This window comes from Pelomonas parva, from assembly GCF_043555835.1.
GTDB lineage: Bacteria > Pseudomonadota > Gammaproteobacteria > Burkholderiales > Burkholderiaceae_C > Pelomonas > Pelomonas parva.
In genome coordinates this window covers 261,645-283,224 of the sequence record NZ_JBIGHV010000002.1, presented here as the reverse complement: position 1 = coordinate 283,224, position 21,580 = coordinate 261,645, and the positions used below count along the sequence as shown (strand labels likewise).

General features: G+C 69.6%; 25 protein-coding genes. 4 read left to right on the top strand and 21 right to left on the bottom strand.

Going from position 1 to position 21,580, the window contains the following annotated elements:
- Positions 1-33: 33 nt before the first annotated feature.
- The 3 genes from secB to ACG00Y_RS04805 form a co-directional block, all read right to left on the bottom strand.
- The gene (secB, locus tag ACG00Y_RS04815; RefSeq protein WP_394476503.1) at positions 34-507 is read right to left on the bottom strand and encodes a protein-export chaperone SecB; all 474 of its coding nucleotides are present in this window, start codon (positions 505-507) and stop codon (positions 34-36) included.
- A 118-nt stretch (positions 508-625) separates the two neighbouring features.
- Positions 626-886 carry a glutaredoxin 3 gene (gene grxC / locus ACG00Y_RS04810; protein WP_394476501.1) on the bottom strand — a complete coding sequence of 87 codons (261 nt, stop codon included), beginning with the start codon at positions 884-886 and terminating at the stop codon, positions 626-628.
- A gap of 25 nt (positions 887-911) precedes the next feature.
- Positions 912-1,322 (bottom strand): rhodanese-like domain-containing protein, encoded by a 411-nt coding sequence (locus ACG00Y_RS04805; RefSeq protein WP_394476499.1) that lies wholly within the window; start codon positions 1,320-1,322, stop codon positions 912-914.
- 89 nt (positions 1,323-1,411) lie between these two features.
- On the opposite strand from ACG00Y_RS04805, the gene gpmA reads away from it, so the two are divergent.
- The gene (gene gpmA / locus ACG00Y_RS04800; protein ID WP_394476497.1) at positions 1,412-2,155 is read left to right on the top strand and encodes a 2,3-diphosphoglycerate-dependent phosphoglycerate mutase; all 744 of its coding nucleotides are present in this window, start codon (positions 1,412-1,414) and stop codon (positions 2,153-2,155) included.
- Here gpmA and ACG00Y_RS04795 read toward each other — a convergent pair.
- Positions 2,140-3,105, bottom strand: coding sequence for a glycosyltransferase family 9 protein (locus tag ACG00Y_RS04795; protein ID WP_394476495.1), 966 nt, complete (start codon positions 3,103-3,105; stop codon positions 2,140-2,142). The genes gpmA and ACG00Y_RS04795 overlap by 16 nt on opposite strands.
- 51 nt (positions 3,106-3,156) lie before the next feature.
- On the opposite strand from ACG00Y_RS04795, the gene ACG00Y_RS04790 reads away from it, so the two are divergent.
- The gene (locus tag ACG00Y_RS04790) at positions 3,157-3,783 is read left to right on the top strand and encodes a DUF4254 domain-containing protein (RefSeq protein ID WP_394476493.1); all 627 of its coding nucleotides are present in this window, start codon (positions 3,157-3,159) and stop codon (positions 3,781-3,783) included.
- Positions 3,780-4,523: a hydroxypyruvate isomerase family protein gene (locus ACG00Y_RS04785; RefSeq protein WP_394476491.1), complete on the top strand. Its 744-nt coding sequence runs from the start codon at positions 3,780-3,782 to the stop codon at positions 4,521-4,523. Before ACG00Y_RS04790 ends, ACG00Y_RS04785 begins: the two co-directional genes overlap by 4 nt.
- On the opposite strand, the gene ACG00Y_RS04780 is transcribed toward ACG00Y_RS04785, so the two are convergent.
- From ACG00Y_RS04780 to ACG00Y_RS04740, 9 genes are all read right to left on the bottom strand, one after another.
- Positions 4,520-5,179 carry an SdpI family protein gene (locus ACG00Y_RS04780; RefSeq protein WP_394476489.1) on the bottom strand — a complete coding sequence of 220 codons (660 nt, stop codon included), beginning with the start codon at positions 5,177-5,179 and terminating at the stop codon, positions 4,520-4,522. The two genes, ACG00Y_RS04785 and ACG00Y_RS04780, sit on opposite strands and share 4 nt — an antisense overlap.
- Positions 5,172-5,480, bottom strand: a complete 309-nt coding sequence (locus ACG00Y_RS04775) for an autorepressor SdpR family transcription factor (protein WP_394476487.1) — start codon at positions 5,478-5,480, stop codon at positions 5,172-5,174. The genes ACG00Y_RS04780 and ACG00Y_RS04775 overlap by 8 nt, the downstream gene beginning before the upstream one ends.
- Positions 5,481-5,590: 110 nt before the next feature.
- The gene (locus ACG00Y_RS04770) at positions 5,591-6,619 is read right to left on the bottom strand and encodes a PEP-CTERM sorting domain-containing protein (protein ID WP_394476485.1); all 1,029 of its coding nucleotides are present in this window, start codon (positions 6,617-6,619) and stop codon (positions 5,591-5,593) included.
- Positions 6,620-6,780: 161 nt separating this feature from the next.
- Positions 6,781-7,503 carry a lysophospholipid acyltransferase family protein gene (locus ACG00Y_RS04765; RefSeq protein ID WP_394476483.1) on the bottom strand — a complete coding sequence of 241 codons (723 nt, stop codon included), beginning with the start codon at positions 7,501-7,503 and terminating at the stop codon, positions 6,781-6,783.
- Complete coding sequence (locus ACG00Y_RS04760; RefSeq protein ID WP_394476482.1) at positions 7,500-8,804, bottom strand: dihydroorotase; 1,305 nt, start codon at positions 8,802-8,804, stop codon at positions 7,500-7,502. The genes ACG00Y_RS04765 and ACG00Y_RS04760 overlap by 4 nt, the downstream gene beginning before the upstream one ends.
- A complete protein-coding gene (locus ACG00Y_RS04755) occupies positions 8,801-9,763 on the bottom strand; it encodes an aspartate carbamoyltransferase catalytic subunit (protein WP_394476480.1) in 963 nt (320 codons plus the stop codon). The genes ACG00Y_RS04760 and ACG00Y_RS04755 overlap by 4 nt, the downstream gene beginning before the upstream one ends.
- A complete protein-coding gene (gene pyrR, locus ACG00Y_RS04750) occupies positions 9,763-10,248 on the bottom strand; it encodes a bifunctional pyr operon transcriptional regulator/uracil phosphoribosyltransferase PyrR (protein ID WP_394476478.1) in 486 nt (161 codons plus the stop codon). Before pyrR ends, ACG00Y_RS04755 begins: the two co-directional genes overlap by 1 nt.
- The gene (ruvX, locus tag ACG00Y_RS04745; protein WP_394476476.1) at positions 10,245-10,640 is read right to left on the bottom strand and encodes a Holliday junction resolvase RuvX; all 396 of its coding nucleotides are present in this window, start codon (positions 10,638-10,640) and stop codon (positions 10,245-10,247) included. The genes pyrR and ruvX overlap by 4 nt, the downstream gene beginning before the upstream one ends.
- 2 nt (positions 10,641-10,642) lie before the next feature.
- Positions 10,643-11,221 carry a YqgE/AlgH family protein gene (locus ACG00Y_RS04740; protein ID WP_394476474.1) on the bottom strand — a complete coding sequence of 193 codons (579 nt, stop codon included), beginning with the start codon at positions 11,219-11,221 and terminating at the stop codon, positions 10,643-10,645.
- Between the two features lie 21 nt (positions 11,222-11,242).
- On the opposite strand from ACG00Y_RS04740, the gene ACG00Y_RS04735 reads away from it, so the two are divergent.
- Positions 11,243-12,682, top strand: coding sequence for a cryptochrome/photolyase family protein (locus ACG00Y_RS04735; protein ID WP_394476472.1), 1,440 nt, complete (start codon positions 11,243-11,245; stop codon positions 12,680-12,682).
- A gap of 1 nt (position 12,683) precedes the next feature.
- Here the strand turns inward: ACG00Y_RS04735 and ACG00Y_RS04730 are convergent, their stop codons facing one another.
- The 8 genes from ACG00Y_RS04730 to ACG00Y_RS04695 form a co-directional block, all read right to left on the bottom strand.
- On the bottom strand, positions 12,684-14,027 hold the full coding sequence (locus tag ACG00Y_RS04730; RefSeq protein WP_394476470.1) for a methyl-accepting chemotaxis protein: 1,344 nt from the start codon (positions 14,025-14,027) through the stop codon (positions 12,684-12,686).
- Between the two features lie 145 nt (positions 14,028-14,172).
- Entirely contained in the window at positions 14,173-14,676 is a 504-nt protein-coding gene (locus tag ACG00Y_RS04725) for a Csu type fimbrial protein (RefSeq protein WP_394476469.1), read from the bottom strand.
- A gap of 4 nt (positions 14,677-14,680) precedes the next feature.
- Positions 14,681-16,993 (bottom strand): fimbria/pilus outer membrane usher protein, encoded by a 2,313-nt coding sequence (locus tag ACG00Y_RS04720; RefSeq protein WP_394476467.1) that lies wholly within the window; start codon positions 16,991-16,993, stop codon positions 14,681-14,683.
- A gap of 16 nt (positions 16,994-17,009) precedes the next feature.
- Entirely contained in the window at positions 17,010-17,738 is a 729-nt protein-coding gene (locus tag ACG00Y_RS04715; RefSeq protein ID WP_394476466.1) for a fimbrial biogenesis chaperone, read from the bottom strand.
- A gap of 12 nt (positions 17,739-17,750) precedes the next feature.
- Complete coding sequence (locus ACG00Y_RS04710) at positions 17,751-18,257, bottom strand: Csu type fimbrial protein (RefSeq protein WP_394476464.1); 507 nt, start codon at positions 18,255-18,257, stop codon at positions 17,751-17,753.
- A gap of 240 nt (positions 18,258-18,497) precedes the next feature.
- Positions 18,498-19,337 carry a response regulator gene (locus tag ACG00Y_RS04705; RefSeq protein ID WP_394476462.1) on the bottom strand — a complete coding sequence of 280 codons (840 nt, stop codon included), beginning with the start codon at positions 19,335-19,337 and terminating at the stop codon, positions 18,498-18,500.
- Positions 19,338-19,461: 124 nt separating this feature from the next.
- Positions 19,462-20,097: a response regulator gene (locus ACG00Y_RS04700; RefSeq protein ID WP_394476460.1), complete on the bottom strand. Its 636-nt coding sequence runs from the start codon at positions 20,095-20,097 to the stop codon at positions 19,462-19,464.
- Positions 20,094-21,455 (bottom strand): CHASE3 domain-containing protein, encoded by a 1,362-nt coding sequence (locus tag ACG00Y_RS04695; protein ID WP_394476458.1) that lies wholly within the window; start codon positions 21,453-21,455, stop codon positions 20,094-20,096. The genes ACG00Y_RS04700 and ACG00Y_RS04695 overlap by 4 nt, the downstream gene beginning before the upstream one ends.
- Positions 21,456-21,580: the final 125 nt, after the last annotated feature.

The window sequence follows — 21,580 nt, the reverse complement described above, 5'->3', positions numbered from 1 at the left end:
ACTCGGCGGGGCGTCGTCAGCGAAGTGGGCTGATCAGTTGACCGCTTGGCCGCCTTGGGCGGCGCGCTGCGCCTGCTGGGCTTCGAACATGGCCTGGAAGTTCACTTCCGTCAGCAGCACGGGCGGGAAGCCGGCGCGGGTGCAGACATCCGACACGATGGCGCGCAGGTAGGGGTAGACCATCTGCGGGCAGACGATGCCCAGGATGCCTTCGACCTGGTCCTGCGGCACGTTGCGGATCTCGAAGATGCCGGCCTGCTTGGCTTCCACCAGGAACAGCGTCTTGTCGCCGACCTTGGTGTTGACGGTGGCCGTGACGGCCACTTCGAAGATGCCGTCGGTGACGTTCTCGGCGGACAGCGTCAGGTTGATGTCGACCTGGGGCTGCTGCTGCTCCAGCAGGATGTGCGGTGCGTTGGGCTGCTCCAGCGACAGATCCTTCAGGTACATGCGCTGGATCTGGAACACGGGGGTGCCTTCGGCGGCAGCTTGGATCTCGTCGGCCATGGAACTCTTCTTTCGAACGAAGCGTCAAACAAAAGCCCGCAGGCGGCGCGCTGCGGGCGGTGGCGGATTATGGGCGAGGGCCCGTGACAGCCTGCCCGGGGCTTGCCCGGGCTTGAAATCAGGCGGCCTGCAACAAGGGCGCGAGCCCGCCGCGCTGGTCCAGCGCGATCAGATCGTCGCAGCCGCCCACATGCGTGTCGCCGATGAAGATCTGCGGCACGGTGCGCCGGCCGGTGCGGTCCATCATGGCCTGGCGCTCGGCGGGGTCGAGGTCGATGCGAACCTCCTCGATCTGCTGCACGCCCCGCTGCTTGAGCAGCATCTTGGCGCGGATGCAGAACGGGCAGACCTGGGTCGTGTACATCTTCACTTGGGCCATCGTCGATCTCCTCGGCGGCAAAGGCTTACGCCGTCTTCTCGACCGGCAGGTTGGCTTCCCGCCAGGCCCTCAAGCCGCCGGCGAGTACCTGGGCCTTTTCATAGCCCAGCTTGCGCAGCATGGCAGCGGCACGGCCGGCGCGTGCGCCGGTCGGGCACACCAACACCAGCGGCAGGGCCTTGTTGGACGGCAGCGACTTGTGGCCTTCCAGTTGGCCGAAGGGCACGTTGCGCGCGCCGACGGCATGGCCCTTGGCGAATTCCTCGGGCTCGCTGACGTCGATCAGCACGCCCTTGGCGCGGTTGATCAGCTGCACGGCCTCGGCTGTCGTGACGGCAGCGCCCTGAGAGCCCTTCACCACCATGGGCCAGATCAGCATGCCGCCGGAGACCAGCGCGGCGACGATCAAAAACCAGTTCTCGATCAGGAAGTTCAAGCAAGCATCCCGTGTAATTCAACGAAGCCGGCGATTATCGCTGCGTCCGATAATCCGCCGCTTCCACCACCCCTGTGCGTCTTCTGCCCATGTACAAGCTCGTTCTCATCCGCCACGGCGAATCGACCTGGAACCTGGAAAACCGCTTCACCGGCTGGACCGACGTGGACCTGACGCCCACCGGCGTCGAACAGGCCAAGAGCGCGGGCCGCCTGCTGAAGGAGGCCGGTTACGACTTCGACATCGCCTACACCTCCGTGCTCAAGCGCGCCGTGTGGACGCTGTGGCATGCGCTGGACCAGATGGACCGCACCTGGCTACCCGTGCGCCACGCCTGGCGCCTGAACGAGCGCCACTACGGCGCGCTGCAAGGCCTGAACAAGGCCGAGACGGCCAAGCAGTACGGCGACGAGCAGGTGCTGGTCTGGCGCCGCAGCTACGACACGCCGCCGCCCGCGCTGGAAGCGACCGACGCCCGCAGCGAACGCGGCGACCGCCGCTACCGCGGCCTGGACGCCGAGGACATTCCGCTGACCGAATGCCTGAAGGACACGGTCGCCCGCGTGCTGCCGTTCTGGAACGAGACCATCGCGCCGGCCATCAAGGGCGGTGAACGCATCCTGATCGCCGCGCACGGCAACAGCATCCGCGCGCTGGTGAAGTACCTGGACAACATCGCCGACGACGCCATCGTCGGCGTCAACATCCCCAACGGCATCCCGCTGGTCTACGAGCTGGACGAGAACCTGAAGCCGATCAAGAGCTACTACCTCGGCGACGCGGAAGCGGCGGCCAAGGCGGCCGCAGCGGTCGCCAATCAGGGCAAGGCTTGATCCACGGCTGAGATGACCTCATCGACGCTGGACCACTCAGCCGGTCCACGTCGCATCAAGGTCACCGTCGAGCCCCAGGGCGCCCAGCGCGCGGCGTCCACGGGGCCCCAGATGCTCAGCAGCTTCGCGCCTACGCCAGCGGCCATGTGGGCGGGGCCGGTGTCGTTGGCCACCACCACGCCGGCCAGTTGCAGCAGCGCGTTGTAGACGCCCAGCGCGACGCCATCCAGACGGGTTGCGTCCGGGTACAGCACCTTCGCGCCCTCCACCTCCGCCGGCCCCGGCACGATGACGACCTGCCTGCCCGCTGCGTGCAGGCGGCGCACGAAGTCCGGGAAGGCCGGCCAGCTGCGGTCCAGGAACTCCACGCGACCGTTGGCAAACGGGCAGATCAGCACGAAGCGGCCTGACTCGATACCGTGTGACGCCAGCAGCGCCAGTGCCTGCTCGCGCTGCGCGGCGCTGACCTTCATGTGGATGTCGGCCGGCGGCTCGGCCTGGATGCCGAGGAAGTCGCAGGCCAGCTCCCAGTACTCCACCAGCGTGTGCCGCCCCTCGCGCCTGGGGTGGCCGCGCCGCATCAGCCAGGTGCGGCCGTCGCCCGCATGGCCCTCGGCCTTCAGCCCGGCCAGGCGCGCATCCAGCGCGGCAGAGAAGGCATAGGGGAAGAGCAGCGCGTTGGCGCGTTTGTCAAAGCCCGGGTCTTCGGCCCTGAAGCGCCGCCGCAGTTCACGCAGCTGGCCGATCCGGTCGCCCAGCTTGGCCGGCCGCACATGCACCGTCCAGCCCTCGGCTTCCAGCAGCCCGCGCGCCCAGCCCTTGCCCACCAGCTCCAGCCGGTAGCCGTGCTGCTCCAGCAAGCGCAGCGCCGGCAGGCTCAGCACCGTGTCGCCGACGAAATTGCGCAGGCGCACGATCAGCGGCTTGGGTGCGGGGCGGGCTTCTATCATTTGCGGCTCAATCACAGTGGCGCGGAATTCTGACAGCGCCCCAGCCCGCCTATGACCGCCGCCCTGCCCTCCTCGACCGAAGTGATCGCCGCGCACGATGCGGCCCTGGCTGTGGCGCCGGCACCTGTCGATGCCGATGACGTGCGTGGCTGGATCTCCGTCAACCACTTCCACAACCGCAGCCTGTGGGCGCAGGAAGACCTGGCCCGCCGAACCCAGGCGCCCGACGCGGAGATCGTCGCCAACAAGCGCGCCATCGACCGCCACAACCAGGCCCGTAACGACGCCATCGAGCGCATTGACGAGTTCCTGCTTGCAGCGCTGGGCCTCGTCGACCCGGCCACGCTGGCGAGCGCCCTGCCCCGCTCGACGGTGGCGCCCGGCGCGCGACTGAACAGCGAGACGGCCGGCTCCATGCTGGACCGCATCTCCATCCTGGGCCTGAAGATCGCCGCGATGCGCGAGCAGACGCTGCGCGCCGACGTGGACGACGCGCACCGCCAGGCTTGCGGCGAGCGGCTGCAACGGCTCGTGCAGCAACGCGCCGACCTCGGCCAGTGCTTTGACGAACTGCTGGCCGACTCGCGAGCTGGCCGGGCCTACTTCAAGGTCTACCGCCAGTTCAAGATGTACAACGACCCGCGGCTGAACCCGGCCCTCATCGCGGAGTCGAAGTGATCCCACCGCGCTTCGCGGCCAATCTTGATTGGCTCTACACGGAGCACGCCTATCTGGACCGGCCCGACGTCGCGCGTGCCGATGGCTTTGCCGCCGTCGAACTGCAGCAGCCCCACCTGCACGACGCCGACGCCCTCGCCGCCCGCCTGGCCGGCCTGCGCGTCGTGCTGATCAATGCCCCGGCCGGCGACTGGGCGGCCGGCGAGCGGGGCTTCGCAGCATTGCCCGGCTCCGAGTTCCGCGACGCGACCTTGCGCGGCTTGGCGCTGGCAACACGGCTGGGTGCCGAGCGCGTGCACCTGCTGTCCGGCCTGGCAGAAGACACACCTCAGACGCGCGCAATCTGGCTGGCCAACCTTGCCTGGGCCGCCGAGCAGTCGACGCTGCCCCTGGTCGTCGAGCCCATCAACCGGCGCGATATGCCGGGCTATTTCCTGCACCGGCAAGCCCAGGCGCTGGAGCTGCTGGCCGTGCTGAACTCGCCGCGTGTGCAACTGCAGCTGGACCTCTACCACTGCCGCGTCGCCGAGGGCGAATCGCTGAGCCACCTGACCCGCGCGCTCGACAGGGGCCTGCTCGGCCACGTGCAAGTGGCCGGTGTGGCGGGCCGCCACGAGCCCGAGGCCAACGAGTACGCGACCGAACTCACACTGCTGCGCGAACGCGGCTGGCCCGGCGCCGTGGGCCTCGAATACCGGCCGCGTGCCGGCACGTCGGCGGGCCTGGCCTGGCTGGGTTAGGACTGCTGCAGCTGGCGCCACAGCCAGTACGACTTGAACACCGACGCCAACGCCACGCACACGCTGACGGCCACGATGGCCGGCGCCACCCAGCCGCTGGCCAGCGGCGTCGCCGCCAGCGCCAGCAGCAGCACACCGGCCAACACGAAGGCCTTGCCGCCGAAGCGGTGCGTCTGGTCCCAGACGCGCTCGTTGTCCAGCGTCCAGCGGGTGCGGATGCCGACCGAGTGGTTCGGCCGCAGTTTGCCCAGCACGTTGCCCATGACGATGAACATGCCGCCCGTCAGCAGCAGAGGCAACTGCGGCGCCGGCTGACCGAACCCGAGGGCCAGCATCGCGATGCGCAGCTGCAGCACCGTCAGCATCAGCGCAACCACGACCCAGATCGTATCGACCGCTGCCCCCGAGCGCTCGATGTTCTGGCCGCGCGGGTCGATGCGCGGCAGCAGCCAGCGCAAGCCCAGCAACGCCAGCGCAATGAGCGGCATCAGCGACAGCCCGATCCCGGCGGACATCCAGCCATCGGCCTCGCCCGCTGCGTTGAAGTGGACGGGCACGGTCGCGCCGGCCGGTAGCTGATTCCAGGCCCACAGGCCGGCCGCCACCATGACGGCGATCAGAGCGAGCTGGATGCGTGTGCCATTGCGTTCAAGCATGGGAACCGCCTTTCTTCGTGGTTCGGGTTGCCTTCGCCGGCTGGCCAAAGGCGAACAGGTCGGCAAAGCCCAGCAGCGCTTCCTCCAGCGTGGAGACGTTGAGGCGGTAGGTGATGGTCGTGCCGCTGCGGTCCGACGTGACGAGGTCCGCCTCACGCAGCACGCTGAAGTGGCCCGACAGCGTCGGCTTGGCCAGGTCGAAGCAGTCGGCCAGCTCGCCCGCCGTCATCTCCCGCTCGCGCAGCAGTTGCAGGATGCGGCGCCGTGTCGGGTCGCTGAGTGCCTTGAAGACTTTGTCCATGGTTCGTTATTTTGCCAAATAACAAAATAAATGCAAGGTCGCGGCGAAGTCGTAGGCGGCCGCGGCGCCGCCCTGTCACCGCAGCCCCCATCAACATGCCGGCGAGCGGATCAGACCCGCTGCCTGCCTTTGCAAGCCATCCAGGCAGCTAGCGCCAGGCCCATCAGCATCAGTGAGGCCGTGGTGGGTTCAGGAACCGGGCTCGCGGCAAACGCGATGTTGCGCGGCGCCTCGCCAAGCACCAGCCCTTCCTCGAAGTAGCTCGCCCGGATCGTCTGGCCGTTCAACAGCGTGCCGGTCAACACATAGGACACGCCGGGTCCCGAGATCCAGTAGGTCGGGTCGAAATACGAGTCGGCGCGTGCGTTGCTGAGTGCGAAGTTGGACCCGTACAGCACGAACTGTCCCAGGCCGCCCTTGCTGCTGCCCAGACGACCGTTGGTGGCGCCCAGGCCGCCCGACACCTCGATCAAGCCGTTGTACGAAAACAGCGTCGAGAAGTTGCCGCCGCTCACATCGACCGACCCACCCTGGGTCGCGCGCACGATGCCGTTGGTGCGACCGCCCGTCAGCTCGAGATGCGCTCCGATGCCAGCGGCCTCGGCAATGGTGAACGAACTCAGGGACTGGATGACGCCCCCGGACACCCGCGCCGTGCCCGAATCGTGCACCTGGATGCCGTCGACCCGACCGTTCTCCAGCGTCAGGCTCGAGTGGTCGTCCACGTTGGCAATGCCAAGGCTGGCTTTGTCGTAGGCGACTTTCACGTGCGCGCTGTCGTACAGACGCAAGCTCGTGCGGTAACCGTTGGCGTAGTGCGTGAAGCTGCCACCGTAGATGGCGGTGCGGCTGTCGCTGCGGGCATACAGGTCACCATTCAGTGCCGCGCCGGCGACGATGTCCAGGTCGACGCCGCTGACAAGGCCGCCACCGCTGGCTTGGCCCACATGCACGTTCTGCTGGCTGCCGAAGGCAGAGTTCCAGGCATTGCCGCCAGGAACGGTGTGATCAGAGCTGACGTAGACCGCCGCTTGAGCAGCAGACCCGGCCAAGGTGCAGGCAAGGAGAACAGAGGATGAGAGGTGGCGCATGAGCTTTCCGACGAGTCGAGGGCTGAGAGGAGGTGCTTGCGAAAGCACCGGCTGACCCTTTGAAAACGCAGATTCCTCAGCCGATAAGGGCCATCACGCGTGGCCTACCCCCTTGAACAGGTGGCCGCTGCCTGAAGAGCTCTGCCTCTGCGGGCCGGCACCAGGTTGCCAACTCACGCATCGGCGCGCCGATACCGGGCGTCAAGTCTTCAGTTGAGCTTGTCCGCGATCAACCCGCGCAGCGCCTCGCCGAGCGCGCGCCGGTCCTGTCCGGCGGTCTGCACGGCCGGCAGGATCTGCACATCAATGCCCAGCCCGCGCGCCGACGCGATGGCCCACAGGCTCTGCGTCAGCGTCATGTCGCCAATGAAGCGCGCCGAGGTGCTGAAGCGCTCGCCGGGCTCATACCAGCGCAGCACGACTGGCAACACGGGGGACTCCGTAGCGACGGCAGCCTGCAGCAGGTTGGCGTGAAAGGGCAGCAGCTCCGGCCCGGCACCCGTCGTGCCTTCGGGAAAGACCGCCACGCAGTCGCCCGCCTGCAGCGCCTCGGCCGTCTGGTGCACGACGCGCAACGCGTCGCGCTTGCTGGTGCGTTCGATGTAGAGCGTGCCGGCGCCCGTGACCAGTGCGCCGACGACCGGCCAGTGCTTCACGTCGGCCTTGGACACGAAGCGCGCCTGCGGCAGCACCGCGTGCACGGCGGCGATGTCCAGCCAGGAGACGTGGTTGGCCACCACGAGATGACCCGCCGGCTGGGCCGTGCCCGTCACCGTCAACTCGATGCCCAGGATGCTCAGCGTCTTCTTCGACCACCACTGGATGCGCTCGTGGCGCTGCGCGGGCGTCATGCCGTCGAAGGCGGTGCGCACGATCCACAGGCCGTGCAGCACATGGGGTGTCAGGCGCGCCAGGCGCCAGACCGCATTCATTCGGCGGTGTAGGCGATGTGCCCCGCCACCAGCGTGGTGCGCACCCGCGCCGGCAGCTCGAAGCCGCTGGACGCAAACGCGAACGGCGTGTGCTTGCCCTGGCTGGCCAGCAGCTCGGGCGTGACGGCCCAGCTGGCGCCGGCGTCGAACACGCAGACATCGGCCACGCCGCCTTCCACCAGGCGACCGGCGCTGTCGGCCAGCGAGCCCAGCGCGCCGCCCAGCACGCGCACCGGCTCGGCCGTGATGACGGCCAGTGCGCGTTGCAGCGGCAGGCCCGAGTCCTGGGCCCAGCGCAGGCTCAAGCTCAGCAGCAGCTCCAGCCCGGTCGCGCCCGGCGTGGCTTCGGCGAAGGGCACGGCCTTCTCGTCGGTGGTCACGGGCATGTGGTCGGACACCAGCGCGTCCAGCGTGCCGTCGGCCAGGCCGGCGCGCAGCGCGTCCCGGTCGCGGCCCTGGCGCAGCGGCGGCGTCAGGCGCATGGCGGAGTCAAAGTAGCCGATGTCCACGTCGCTGAGGTGCAGCGAGTTGATGGATACGTCGGCCGTGACGGGCAGGCCTTCCTTCTTGGCCGCACGCACCAGCTCGACACCGGCCGCGCTGGACAGGCGGCACAGGTGCACGCGGGCGCCGGTGGCGCGGACCAGCTCGAAGATGGTGTGCAGCGCCACCGTCTCGGCGCTGACCGGCACGCCCGACAGACCCAGCCGCGTCGCCACCGCGCCGCTGGCAGCAACGCCGCCGCCCAGGTAGGCATCCAGCGGGCGCAGCCAGACGGTGTAGCCGTAGGTTGCCGCGTACTGCAGCGCGCGGCTCAGCACCAGCGTGTCCTTGATGGGCACCTCGGCCTGCGAGAAGCCGATGCAACCGGCCTCGGTCAGCTCGGCCATCTCGGTCAGCGCCGTGCCGCTCAGTTGGCGCGTCAGCGCGCCCAGCGGGAACAGGCGGCAGCGGCTGAGCTTGCGGGCGCGGAACTTCAGCATCTCCACCAGGCCAGGCTCGTCCAGCACCGGGTCGGTGTCGGGCGGGCAGACCAGGCTGGTCACGCCGCCAGCGGCAGCTGCGGCAAGTTCGCTTTCCAGCAGGCCTTCGTGCTCGTGGCCGGGTTCGCGCAGACGGGCGCAGAGGTCGACGAGGCCGGGCGCGACGATGAGGCCGGTGGCGTCCACCGTGCGCTCGGCGCCGAAGTCCGCCACATCGCCCAGGTGGACGATGCGGCCGTTGGCGATGGCGACATCGCCGATGCGGTCGAGGTTCGAGGCCGGGTCGATCAGCCAGCCGCCCTTGATGAGGATCTTCATGCTTCGTTCCCGGCGAGGATGGCCATGACAGCCATTCGGACAGCGATGCCGAATGTCACTTGAGGAAGGATCACGCTGCTCTTGCCGTCCGCCACGTCGGACGCGATCTCGACGCCGCGGTTGATCGGCCCCGGGTGCATGACGATGGCGTCGGGCTTGGCCAGGCGCAGCTTGTCGTGGGTCAGGCCAAAGTGCTTGAAGAACTCGCCGCTGCTGGGCAGCATGCCGCCGTTCATGCGCTCGTTCTGCAGGCGCAGCATGATGATGACGTCGGCGTCGCGCACGCCCTCGGCCATGTCGTGGCAGACGCGCACGCCCATGTCGCGCAGGTCGCCGGGCACGAGCGTCTTGGGGCCGACGGCGCGGATCTCGGGCACGCCCAGGATGTTCAGCGCATGGATGTCCGAACGGGCCACGCGCGAGTGCACGATGTCGCCGACTATTGATACGGTCAGGTTGCGGAAGTCGCCCTTGAAGTGCCGGATCGTGTACATGTCCAGCAGCCCCTGCGTCGGGTGCGCGTGGCGGCCGTCGCCGGCATTCACCACGTGGACGTGAGGCGCGCAGTGCTGGGCAATCAGGTGGGGCGCGCCGCTCTCGCTGTGGCGCACGACGAACATGTCGGCGTGCATGGCGCTGAGGTTGGCGACCGTGTCCAGCAGCGTCTCGCCCTTGGCGGTGGAGCTGCGGGCGATGTCGAGGTTGATGACGTCGGCCGACAGGCGCTTGGCGGCGATCTCGAAGGTGGTGCGGGTGCGCGTGCTGTTCTCGAAGAACAGGTTGAACACCGACTTGCCGCGCAGCAACGGCACCTTCTTGACCTCGCGGTCGTTGACGGACAGGAAGCTGCCGGCCGTGTCCAGGATCTGCTCGATGACCGCGCGCGGCAGGCCCTCGGTGGACAGCAGGTGGATCAGCTCGCCGTGCTTGTTCAGCTGGGGATTTCGTTTGCTCAACATCACTTGACCTCGAAGCTGAAGCGGCCATCTTCGCTGCGGGCCAGGCGCAGATGTTGTTCGCTGTTGAGCGTCACCCGCGCCGCAGAGAACGCCGGCTCGATGGGCAGCTCGCGGCCGCCGCGGTCCACCAGCACCGCCAGCTGCACGCGCGCCGGGCGGCCGAAATCGAACAGCTCGTTGATGACGGCGCGCGTCGTGCGGCCCGTGTAGAGCACGTCGTCGATGAGCAGGATGTCGCGGCCGCCCACGTCGAAGGGCAGCTTGGTGTGGTCCGCCTTGGCCAGGCCGCGCGAGCCGAAGTCGTCGCGGTGCATCGCGCTGGAGATGGTGCCGGAGGCCACGCCGAGGTCGGCCGCCAGCCGCTCGGCCAGCCAGGCACCGCCACTCCAGATGCCCACCAGGGCGGTGTCGGCGGTCAGCAGGCGCTGCACGCCGCGCTTGAGTTCGAAGTACAGGGCCTCGGCATCGAGCAGCAGTTCACTCATGGGTGTTCTCTGAAGAATTGTTCAAGGATGAGGGCGGCGGCGGCGGCGTCCACGTCGTGGGCACCTTCGGCTTCAGCCTCGACGCTGGTGTAGCGCTCGTCCACCTCGAAGACCGGCAGATGGTGCCGCCCGGCCAGCCGCCTGCCGAAGTTCTGCGCCTTGGTGGTCATCACGTGCGGCGCGCCGTCGGGGTGGCGCGGCACGCCAATGACCAGCGCGTCGGGCTGCCAGGTCTTGACGAGGGCAGCAATGGCGTCGAAGTCGCCGCTGCGGATGGTGCCACGCGGCTCGGCAGCGCCCAGCAGCCGCGTGCCCGAGGCCACGCCGATGCGGCGGGTACCGAAATCAAAAGCCAGAAAAGTCTGAAGAGATGACGGCGCAGCGGCAGTCATCATCAGGCGTGGCCAGCGTCCGAGCTGAGCATGCGCGGGTCCACGCCCAGCAGCCGCAGCGCCTTCTCGTAGCGCTGCTCCACCGGCGTGTCGAAGATGATTTCCGGCGCCGCGTCGACGGTCAGCCAGCCGTTGCGGCCGATCTCTTCTTCGAGCTGGCCGGCGGCCCAGCCGCTGTAGCCCAGCGTGACGAGGATCTTGCGCGGGCCGGCGCCGTTGGACAGCGCCTCCAGCACGTCGCGGCTGGTGGTCATCTCCAGCCCACCGGGCACGGCCAGCGTGGCGTTGTAGTGGCCGCCCTGTGCGTCCAGCGGCTCATGCAGCACGAAGCCGCGGTCGGTCTGCACCGGGCCGCCGTAGTAGACCGGCGTGGCGGCCAGCGGGTCGGCGGGCGGGCTCAGCTCGACTTTCTCGAACAGCGTGCCCAGCGTCAGCGTCGTCGGCCGGTTGATGACCAGGCCGAGCGCGCCGTTGTCGTTGTGCTCGCAGAGGTAGACCAGGGTGCCTGCGAAGGCCTCGTCGGCCATGCCGGGCATGGCGATGAGGAACTGGTTGGTCAGGACGATCCGGTCGGCAGGCATATCTCATTTTATTCTGCGGACATGAACCCCCTCCTCGACCGCGCGTTGGTCTGGTTCCGCCGCGACCTGCGCGCGGACGACCACGCCGCCCTGTACCGGGCATTGACCAGCGCCAGGCAGGTCTTCTGCGCCTTCATCCTGGACCGCGACATCCTCGACGCCCTGCCCCGCGCGGACCGGCGGGTCGAGTTCATCCTCGGCGCGCTGCGGGTGCTGGACGAGGACCTGCGCCAGCTCGGCGGCGCGCTGATCGTGCGGCACGGCTCGGCGGCGGACGAGATCCCGCACCTTGCCGCCGAGCTGGGCGCGCAGGCCGTGTTCACCAACCACGACGACGAGCCGCAGGCGCTGATGCGCGACGCGCAGGTGGCCGAGCTGCTGAGGCCCTTGAACGCCGAGCTGCGCACGTTCAAGGACCATGTCATCTTCGAGCGCCGCGAGGTCATGACGGCCACGGGCGGGCCCTATGGTGTGTTCACGCCCTATAAAAACGCCTGGCTGCGCAAGGTGGATGAGTTCTACCTGAGCAGCTATCCGGTCGAGCGCCACGCCCATGCGCTGGCGAAGACCGAGCTGGCCACCGGCGTGCCCCGCCTGCAGGACATCGGCTTCAAGCCTGCCGGCCTGACCCAGCACGTTGGCCAGGGCGCCCGCGGCGCCCAGGCGCTGCTGGACGACTTCCTCGACCGCATCGCCGACTACGACAAGAAGCGCGACTTCCCGGCCGTCAAGGGCCCGAGCTACCTCAGCGTGCATCTGCGCTTCGGCACCATATCCATCCGCCGCCTGGCGCGCACGGCCCACCAGTTGATGCAGGGCGGCGATCACGGCGCCGAGATCTGGCTGTCGGAGCTGATCTGGCGCGACTTCTATCACCAGGTCATGCACCACCACCCGCATGCGATGCGCGCGGCCTTCCGACCCGAGTACGACGGCATTCAATGGGAAACCGGCGAGCATGCCGACGCGTTGTTCCAGGCCTGGTGCGAGGGCCGCACCGGCTTTCCTCTCGTGGACGCGGCGATGCGCCAGCTCAACCAGACCGGCTACCAGCACAACCGGCTGCGCATGGTGACGGCCAGCTTCCTGACCAAGGACCTGGGGCTGGACTGGCGGCGTGGCGAGGCCTATTTCGCCGAGAAGCTGCTGGACTTCGACCTCGCCGCCAACAACGGCGGCTGGCAATGGGCCAGCAGCAGCGGCTGCGACGCCCAGCCCTACTTCCGCATCTTCAATCCGACCAGCCAGAGCGAGAAGTTCGACGCCGAGGGCCGCTTCATCCGCCGCTACTGCCCGGAGCTGGCCGGCCTCGACACCAAGGCCATCCACGCGCCCTGGGAGCGCGCGCCGCTCGCCATGCAGGGGGTGGACTACCCACGTCCGGTCGTCGACCACGCCGCGGCCCGGGAGCGCACGCTGGCGCGCTACGCCGTCGTCAAGTCACGTCAGCTGCCGGCTTGAGTCACACCTTATAGACGCCGCAGCCCACGAGCAGGTCACCGGGCAGCGGCAGCACATAGGAGATCTTCTCGTTGACCACGCCGGTCACCGGGTGGACGGTCTGGTAGCCCACCCAGCCGCCGCCCTGGTCCATGCGCTCGAAGCCGTCGCGCAACAGCCGCTCCCATTGCAGCCCCTGCACCTGGCGCAGATGCCCGCCATGCAGGCTCGGGTTGGGGCCGAAGGCGGTGAAGATGCCCTGGCGGTTGAAGATGAAGATGTACATGTCGCGGTCGAAGAAGCCGCCGGCGCGGTCCACCAGGCGTGGCACCGCGTCGCGCACGCCGCTGCGCTTGACCAGCGCCGCCGCCTTCTCGACCAGGCTGCGCGCCTCGTCGGCGCTTCCCTGGCGCAGCCGCAAGGTCTGGGCTGCGGCGGACAGCTCTTCGGTGCGCTCGCCCAGCTCGCGCGCGGCGCGGGCGGAATCGGCCACCATCTCGGCGTTCTGCTGCGTCAGCTCATTGGCGCCCTGGACGGCCTGGGCCAGCGACGTCAGACCCTGGGCCTGGGCGGCGCTGCTGTCGGCCATCTCGCCCACGCGCCCGCTCAGCTCGCGCACCCCCCCGACGATGTCTCCCAAGGTCTGGCCCAAGGCCTCGATGCGCCGCGCACCCTGGTCCACCTGCTCGGCGGACTGCGCGATCAGCCGCTTGACCTGCGCCGCCGACTCGGCACTGCGCTGCGCCAGCGCCCTCACCTCGCTGGCGACGACCGCGAAACCACGCCCCTGTTCACCCGCGCGTGCGGCCTCGACGGCCGCGTTCAGCGCCAGGATGTTGGTCTGGAAAGCAATGCTGTCGATGACCGAGATGATCTCGCCCATCTCGCGCGAGCTGGACTCGATCTGCCTGACCCGGTCCACTGCCTCCTGCATCAGCGCGGCGCCGGACTCGGCCGCCTCGCGCACCCGCGTCGACACCTGGTGCGCCGCCTGCGCGTTGCGGGCCGTGTCCTGCACGCGCCCGCCAAGCTCGTCGACCTGGCCTGCCGCAGCGGCGAGCTGGCGGGCCTGGGCCTGTGTGCGCTCGTCCAGCCGGCGTGTGCCACTGGCCAGTTCCTCGCCGGCCATCGCCAGGATGCTGGCGCTGTTGCGGATCTGCGCAACGCGGTTGGACAGGGACGCACACATCTCGTTGAAGCGACGGCCCAGGCCGCTGGCAACGCATTCATCGAGTGTGGCCGACAGGTCGCCACGAGCGGCCGCATCCAGGCCTTGCCCCAGTGCTTGGTCCTGCCGGCGCCCACCGGGCGAGGGCCATGACCAACGCCTTGCCTGCCCGGGCGTGCCGGTCTTGCTTGTCTCCATGTTCATCTCGTTCTTTTGCCTCAGAGGATTTGCGTGAGGCGGAAAAGGGTATCGCCCAGAACTTACCCACCAACACCAGAAATGACTTCAAAGAACGGAAAAGTGGCCGCATGCCTATTTCGTCACGACATCCCTGCAACGCTCCTCAGTAGTAGGTCAGCGTCACGCTGATGGTGTCGCTGTAGACGCCCGGCACCGTCGTGACCTGGCGGCCGGGAATGCGGCCGTAGATGTAGAAGTTCTGCGGCGGCGACAGGCCCAGCACATCCAGCAGCATGCCGGCGCTGACAAGCTGGGTGGAGGCGCTGCCATCGCCCCAGCGCGTCGTGTACGAGGCATCGGTGTAGAGGTTGTAGGCCAGCGAATGGGCGCCGCTCTTCATCAGCCGGTTGGCATAGCTGCCGCTGGCGCCGGCACTGATGGCGATGTTGAAGGGGATGAGCAGGCCGGCCACGCCGCCACAGCTGACCCTGACGCTGCCGGTGCTGTCGGTGTTGCCGAAGGCCAGCGGGCTGTAGGTGCCGAAGGCCAGGTTGGTCGTCGTGACGCCGCAGCTGCACAGCGCCGGCAGGCACAGCGCGCGCGCCGGGCCGGCCCAGGCGAGCAGCAGGCACAGGGCGAACAGGGAGCGGGTCATCAGTCGGGTCATGGGGTCACCGGCAGATCAGGATGCCCAGGTCGGGCAGATCATCGCTGTCGCGGGCCGGCGGCAGCAAGAACTCGAACTGGCATTCGCCGCTGCCCTCGCCCGTCCAGCGGGCGAGCACCGTGTTGCGCCCCGGCGCCAGGCCGGCGACGTAGGCGCGGCCATTCAGGCCGACCGGGAACAGGCGCGCCTGACCCTTGGGCTGCAGCTGCGCGCCGGGTGGCAGCGGGCGGCCGGCGTAGTCGAGGATCTCCACCACCGCCGAGCGGCCCCGCTGCACTGGGAAGTCGATGCGCGCGGCGCTGCGGGCTGCGGGGGTGAGTCGGATCTCCAGCGCCTCCAGCTCGGCGTCCATCGGCAGGTCCGAGGCATCGATGCCGATGCGGTTGGGCTGGTAGCCGCGCAGGCCGCTGACGAAGGCGCGGCCGCGTGCGTCGGTGCGGGCGACATCCTGGTTGTCCTGCGTCACGCGCACGCCCTCGTAGCCGCCCACGTCCACCACCGCGATACCGCCGTCGATGCGCCGGCCGGCAAAGAAGCTGCCGTCCACCCAGGCCGCGCCGCCGGAGGCGCCGATGCGGGTCTCGACCTCGCGCCCGCGCCGGCCGGCACCGCCGGTCAGCACGGCATGGTCGCCCTGCCACTGCGCCTGCACGAGCTGGCGGCCGCCGGTCTCGGCCATCACCTGGTAGCCCACGCCGGAGCCGAACGCCGGGTTGCGTTGCAGCTGGGTCTGCACGACGGTCTGGTTGCTGCCGTCGAGCCCGGGCTGGCGCTGCACGCCGACGCTGACGCCATGACGGGCGTCGAGGGCGCGGGTCCAGCTCAAGCCCATGACGCTGCCGCTGCCGCCGGGCCCGAGGTCACGGAAGACGATCAGGCCGACATAGCCCCAGTAGCCCAGGTCGCGGCTGTAGTTCACCTGGGCCAGCTTGCTCTGCACCGCGCCACCGCTTTGCCGAGCGATGCTCACGCCGAGGGACTGCCCTGCCCACGAGGTGCCGACAGCCGCCGTCACGACGGTGCGCGCAGCCATGGCGTTAGGCTGGCCAACCTGGCTGAAGCGCGGGCTGGCATGGCGGACCTGCAGGCTGCCGCTCCAGTCGCGCGCCTGGCGGTCCAGACCGGCCGCGAGCATCCAGCCGCTACCCCGTTCGCCCGAACGGCTGGCGACGGCCGAGGCGCTGCCGGTGCCCAGGCTGGGCCACAGCATCCAGCCCGTGGCCCCCACGGCCTGCTTACGGCCGCTGGCCTCCGCGCGCAGTTCGCGCGTGAAGCGCTCGGTCACGCCCTGGCGGTGCGTCACGCTGGCCAGCGCGCGGCCGTAGCGGTTGCTGGCCAGCCCGTAGTCCTCACGCTCGGCACCGATGTCGACGCTGATGGCGCTGAGGCCCGGCTTCAACAGCGCGGGGCTGACGTAGTAGGGCGTGACGACGACCTGCTCGCGGCCCAGCAGGTCGCGCACGACGGTGCGGATCTCCCCCTGGCCGGTGACCACGGGCAGCTCGCTGAGGTCGAAAGGCCCGGGCTGCAGCCGGCTCTGCAGGCGCTGGCCGTTGTTGACGTAGACGTCCAGCGTGGACGGCAGCGCCGCCTCGCCGCGCAGCGTGGGCAGCGGGAAGCTCAGGAAACCGGGCTGCAGCGAGAAGTCCGTCCCCCACTGCAGGCCGCCGTAGCGCAGCGCGCGGCCCCAGGCGCCGGCGTGGCTGATCGCGTCGCCGACGCGCCAGCGCGTCAGGCGGGCCGGGTCGTCGCGCTGCCAGCGCGTGTCCAGCCGCACGCCGCTGCCCTGGCTGCGCGCCAGGCCGGTGCTGCTGAAGTCGCCCAGCGGCCCCATCAGGCCCAGCTCCCACAGCGCATCGGCAGCACCGGGGCTGCGGGTGCGACGCTGCCACTGGGCGTCGTAGTTCATGAAGGGCGCCCAGACCGAGGGCGCGGTCACACGCGGCCGGCCGCCTGCCATGTCCAGGCTCTGGCCGACGAAGGCGGAGGCCGGCGCGTCCAGCTCCAGCGTCTGGCTGGCCTCGTCGATGCGCCAGCGCAGCGGGCCGGCGTTGGCGAGCAGCACATGCTGTTCGCCGTCGATGACGCGCGGCGGGCCGCTGGCGGGCAGGCGCAGGTGCATGTCGTCCCAGTTCGATTGCGGGATGGCCAGACCCTCGCGCAGGCGCACGGCGCGCAGCATGCCGTCCCGGGGCACGCCGTTGACCTTCAGTGCCAACAGCAGCGTCTCGCCCCAGTTCACGCGGAACTCGGCAGGCGGCGACTGCGCCGTGGCCGCAGCGCTGATCAGCAGCAACAACTGCGCGATCAGCGCCAACAGCCGCCGGCAAGGGTCAGGGCTTGACGGCCTCACGCACGTCATTCAGCGCAACCGCCTGCAGGCCTTCGTCGGTGCGCACCAGCACCTGCGTGGCCTGGGCGACGGCCGGCAGGCGGAAAACCCGCTGCTCGCCAGGGAAGATGACGGAGGTGCTGCCCTTCTGCGCCAGCAGCGCCAGCGCCTCGCCGCCCTCGCCTGCCAGGCGCAACTCGGCCACTTTGAGGTGGACGTTGCCGGTGTTGACCACCTGGGCCAGCACCTCGCCGTTGGCGGCACGGTTGACCTGCCATTGCTCGCCGCGCCGGACCTGGGTGGGCGCGACATAGACGGGCACACGCAGCGCCACCAGCACGCGCACGCTGCCGGCCACGTTCAGCGCGTCCGACGCGCGTGGCAGCGGCACCTCGCGCAGCACGATGCGGTAGGTGGCTTCCTGCGCCAGCGCCTGGCTGCGGCGCAGGCCCAGGCGCAGCACCTGGGTCTGCCCGGGCTGCACGGTGAAGACGGGCGGGTTGACGATGAGGTCGGTGGTCGGGGCGTCGATGTCCAGGCCGCCGACACGGTTCCAGGCGATGGCCTCGGCCTGCATCAGCACCGGCTCCTGGCCGTTGTTGACCACCTGCACCGTGGCCCGGTCGTTCATCCGGTCGAGCTTGACGGTGACGGGCATCAACGTGACGTCAGCCGCCTTGGCCAGCAGCGGCAGCAGACACAGCGCGAGAACCTGGACGAGGCGCTTCATCACTAACCTCCTTCAATAGCTGACAGTGACCGTCACGGTGTCGGTGTAGCTCCCCGGGATGACATTGGCAAGTGAAGGCAGGCGGCCGTAGATGGTCAGCGTCTGCGTGCTGCCCGTGCCGGTGCCGGGCGAGGTGCTGCTGCTGGCCGTGCCGTCGCCCCAGACGCTGGAGCGGCCGGCGTCCAGATAGAGCTGGTAGCCCAGCGTGTTGCTGCCGCTCTTCATCGTGCGCGCGCCGAAGTTGGAGGCGCCGCCCGCGTTGGTGCCGGCGTTCAGCGCCACGGTGTACGGCGTGGTGTTCGTGCACACCACGCTCAGCGTGGACGTGGCATCCAGCGGCGTGGCGGTGGCCAGCGGGTCGATGCTGGCGCCGAAGTTCAGCGTCGTGCCCGATACGGTGCAGGCGCTGGTGACGGTGGCCGTGACCTGGAAGGTGTTGCCGGTCGTGGCGGCCTGGACGAAGGCAGGCAGGAGGGCGATCAGCAGGGCCAGCGGCTTGGCGATCTTCAGCAAGGTCATCGTCATTTCTCCGGGTTGATTTGAAGCACTTGGGCGCGGTTGCCGGGGTCGGGACTGGTGTTGCGCCCTGGCCGTTTGTCGATGGTGTGATCTTCGAACCGACGCGGCTTTTTCGGCAGCGGGCGATGCCGGTATGTCGGCAGCGAGATCTCCGCCAGCCCGCGTAGGTCAATTGCCTACGCGCCGGGGCTGCCGTGCAGCAGTTGGCATTTCAGGGCTCCGACCCGCTTGCAGCGCGCATCAAAGGGCGCCGAAAGCGGTGGCCTCGGCCAGGGTCAGCAGGCCGCGCGGGGACACCGCATCGGCAGGAAAGAGCGCCATGCCCAGCTCAAGGCCGAGTGCATAGTCGTGGCCGTTGGCATTGAAGGGCTGGGCCATCAGCGTGCTCAGGTGCTCGGCGTGGGCGGCGGCCTGGCCGGCCTGGTCGACGCGGGTCAGCACGAAGGCGAACTGGTTTGCGGCGCTGCGCGCCACGATGTCGGCCTCGCCGCAAGCTGCGCTCAGGCGCTCGGCGACCTGCAGGGCCAGCGCGTCAGAGACGTCGGCCGGCAACTCGGCCAGGCCCGCCAGGCGCAGCACGTAGACGGCCAGGTCGACCTTGTCGCGGGTGGCGATCCGGGCAGCCTGGTCCAGGCGCTCGCACAGGGCGGTCGCGCCATACAGGCCCGTCAGGCCGTCTCGCAGCATGGCCACGGGCTTGCTGTCCTCGGCGGCGGTGGCTTGCGGCTGCAGCTCGGCGAGGTCGCCGAACAGCGTCTCCAGCCCGCTGGCCTTGTCGTAGAAGGCGTCGGCACCGGCGTCCATGCAGGCGCGACGGTAGATGTCGATGTCTTCGCTGGTCAGCACGGCGATGCGGCCGGTGTAGCCCGAACGGCGCAACTCGCGCAGCAGGCTCAAGCCCGAACCGTTGGCCAGCGACAGGTCCAGCAGCACAACGTCCGGCGCCGTCCAGCGGATCAGGCCGAGCGCCTGCTCCTGCCCGGCCGCCTCACCGACCACACGCATGCCGGGCATGACATCCAGGCGGCGCACCAGCAGGCGGCGGATGGAGGCGGAGTCTTCGACGAGGAATATGTTCATGGACGGCATCGTCGTCCCCGGGCCGTCCTGGCGGCAGCGGGGGATGCCGCGAGCGCCGCAGCGGCTTTGCCGCGAGCGCGCGTAGGTAAGTTGCCTACAGGCCGGCGTGCACCGGCGCCGCCGCTCAAAGTTCCGTCAGGCCGTGCTGGATGCAGTACTTCGTCAGCTCGGTGTTGTTGGTCCAGCCCGCCTTCTCCAGGATGCGCGCGCGGTAGCTGCCCACCGTCTTCACCGACAGGTGCATGACCTCGGCGATCTGGGCCGGCGTGCGGCCGGCGGCGATCAGCAGCATGACGCGGTGCTCCTGGGCCGACAGCTGCTCATGCGGCAGCGCATCCGGCGCCTTGCCGCTGAGCAGGCCCAGCAGGTGGTCGGCCATGGCCGACGTGACGTAGCGCCCGCCCTCGGACAGGCGGCGCAGCGCCACGCGCAACTCGTCCGCCGCCCGGTCCTTGGGCAGGTAGCCGCTGGCGCCCATCTGCATCAGCCGCGCCGCGTAGGCGGCCTCGGCGTTCAGGCTCAGCACCAGCAGCGGCACGCCGGGCAGCGCGCGCAGCAGCCGGCTGGCGCCCTCGGTGCCCTGGGCATCGGGCAGGGACAGGTCCAGCGTGACGAGGTCCGGCCGCGCCGCAGCAATGCAGGCCAGCGCGGCGGCGATGGTGGGCGCCTCGTCGATGGCGGCACCGGGCCATTCCTGCAGCACCAGCTGGACGATGCCCATGCGCATCAACGGATGGTCATCAACGACGAGCACTCTCATACCCAGGCCTCACCCTCGTCCAGCGCCTCTTGCCCTGCAGTGCGCAGCGGCAGCCAGACCCTTACCCGCGTGCCGCCACCCAGAGCGGGGCCGAAGTCGAAGTCCCCACCGGCCATCGCCGCGCGCTCGCGCATGCCCCGCAGGCCCGAGGCATCCGCCCGCGTGTCGCCGGGGCCGCGGCCGTTGTCGATGACTTCAAGTTCATAGCCGTCCCGCCCACCCTGCAAGCACGGGTGGCCCGTCACGCGCAGTGCCGTTGCCGCGGCATGCCGGAGCACGTTGGTGCAGGCCTCCTGCGTGATGCGGAACAGCGGGTTGGCCTGGTCCGGCGCCAGCTCTTGCGCGCCGGTCAGCGCCAGCGTCGTTGTCAGGCCCGACTGGCGCTGCAGCGTCTGCAGGTAGTGGCCCAGCGCGGCCTCCAGGCCCAGTTCATCCAGCAGCGGTGGCCGCAGCGCGGCCGAGATCTGGCGGGCCGCGCGGATGGCCTCGTCGGCCATGGTCTGCAGCTCGTCCAGCAGCGGCTCGGTGCGCGGCGCCAACTGGGCGCGCAGCGCGAACACCAGCATCTTGATGGCCGTGCCGGCCTGGCCGATCTGGTCGTGCACCTCGCGCGCGAGCCGGCGGCGCTCGGCTTCAATGCTGCGCTCCAGCTCGCTGGCAAAGCTGCGGATACGCGCCAGCGCCCGGCTCAGCGCCTCGGTGCGCTGCGCGACCTGTTGCTCCAGGCCCGCATTGGCGTTGCGCAAGGCCTGCTCGGCGCGGTCGCGCAGGCGGCGCTCGCGCAGCATCAGCAGCAGCGCCAGCGCCAGCGTCACGAGGCCGGCGCCGGGCAGCAGTTGCATCAGGCGGGTGGTGCGTTGCTGCACCTGCTGCGTGGCCAGGTCTGCGGCCGTGACGCGCTGCCGCTGTTCATGCGCGAGCTCCCCGATCTCGAAGCGCAGTTCATCCATCACGCGCTTGCCGTCGGCATAGGCGCCCAGGTCCCGCATGACGCCCTCGCCCATCGCCAGGCGGCGCTCGATGTTGGCCTTGATCTGCGCCAGCCGTTGCTCGATCAGCGCATCCAGCCGCTGCAGTGCCGCCGTGCTGACGCCCGTCTCGGCCAGGCGCTGGCGCAGCCCGGTGTGCAGCCTGCCGAGGTCGTCCAGCGCCTCCTCGTAGGGCCTCAGAAAAGGCTGCTGGCCGGTGATGATGAAACCGCGCTGCCCGGTCTCGATGTCGATCAGCAGCCTCAGCAGCTGCTGGAGTTCGGTCTGCGTGTGCAGCGCACGGCTGCGTTCGGCATCGCGCTCCAGCAGGTTACCCAGGCTCTGCGACGCGCCCACGGCGGTGCCGACGAATGCCAGGAAAGCAGCCACCAGAAGGCTTGCCGGAAGCCAGGAATAACGCATGCGTGCCCTGCAGCGATGCCACGACATGTGGGTCTGCCGGCCACGCCTGCGCTGGCGCCCGGAAAACAACAACTCAGCCCACGCCTACCCGC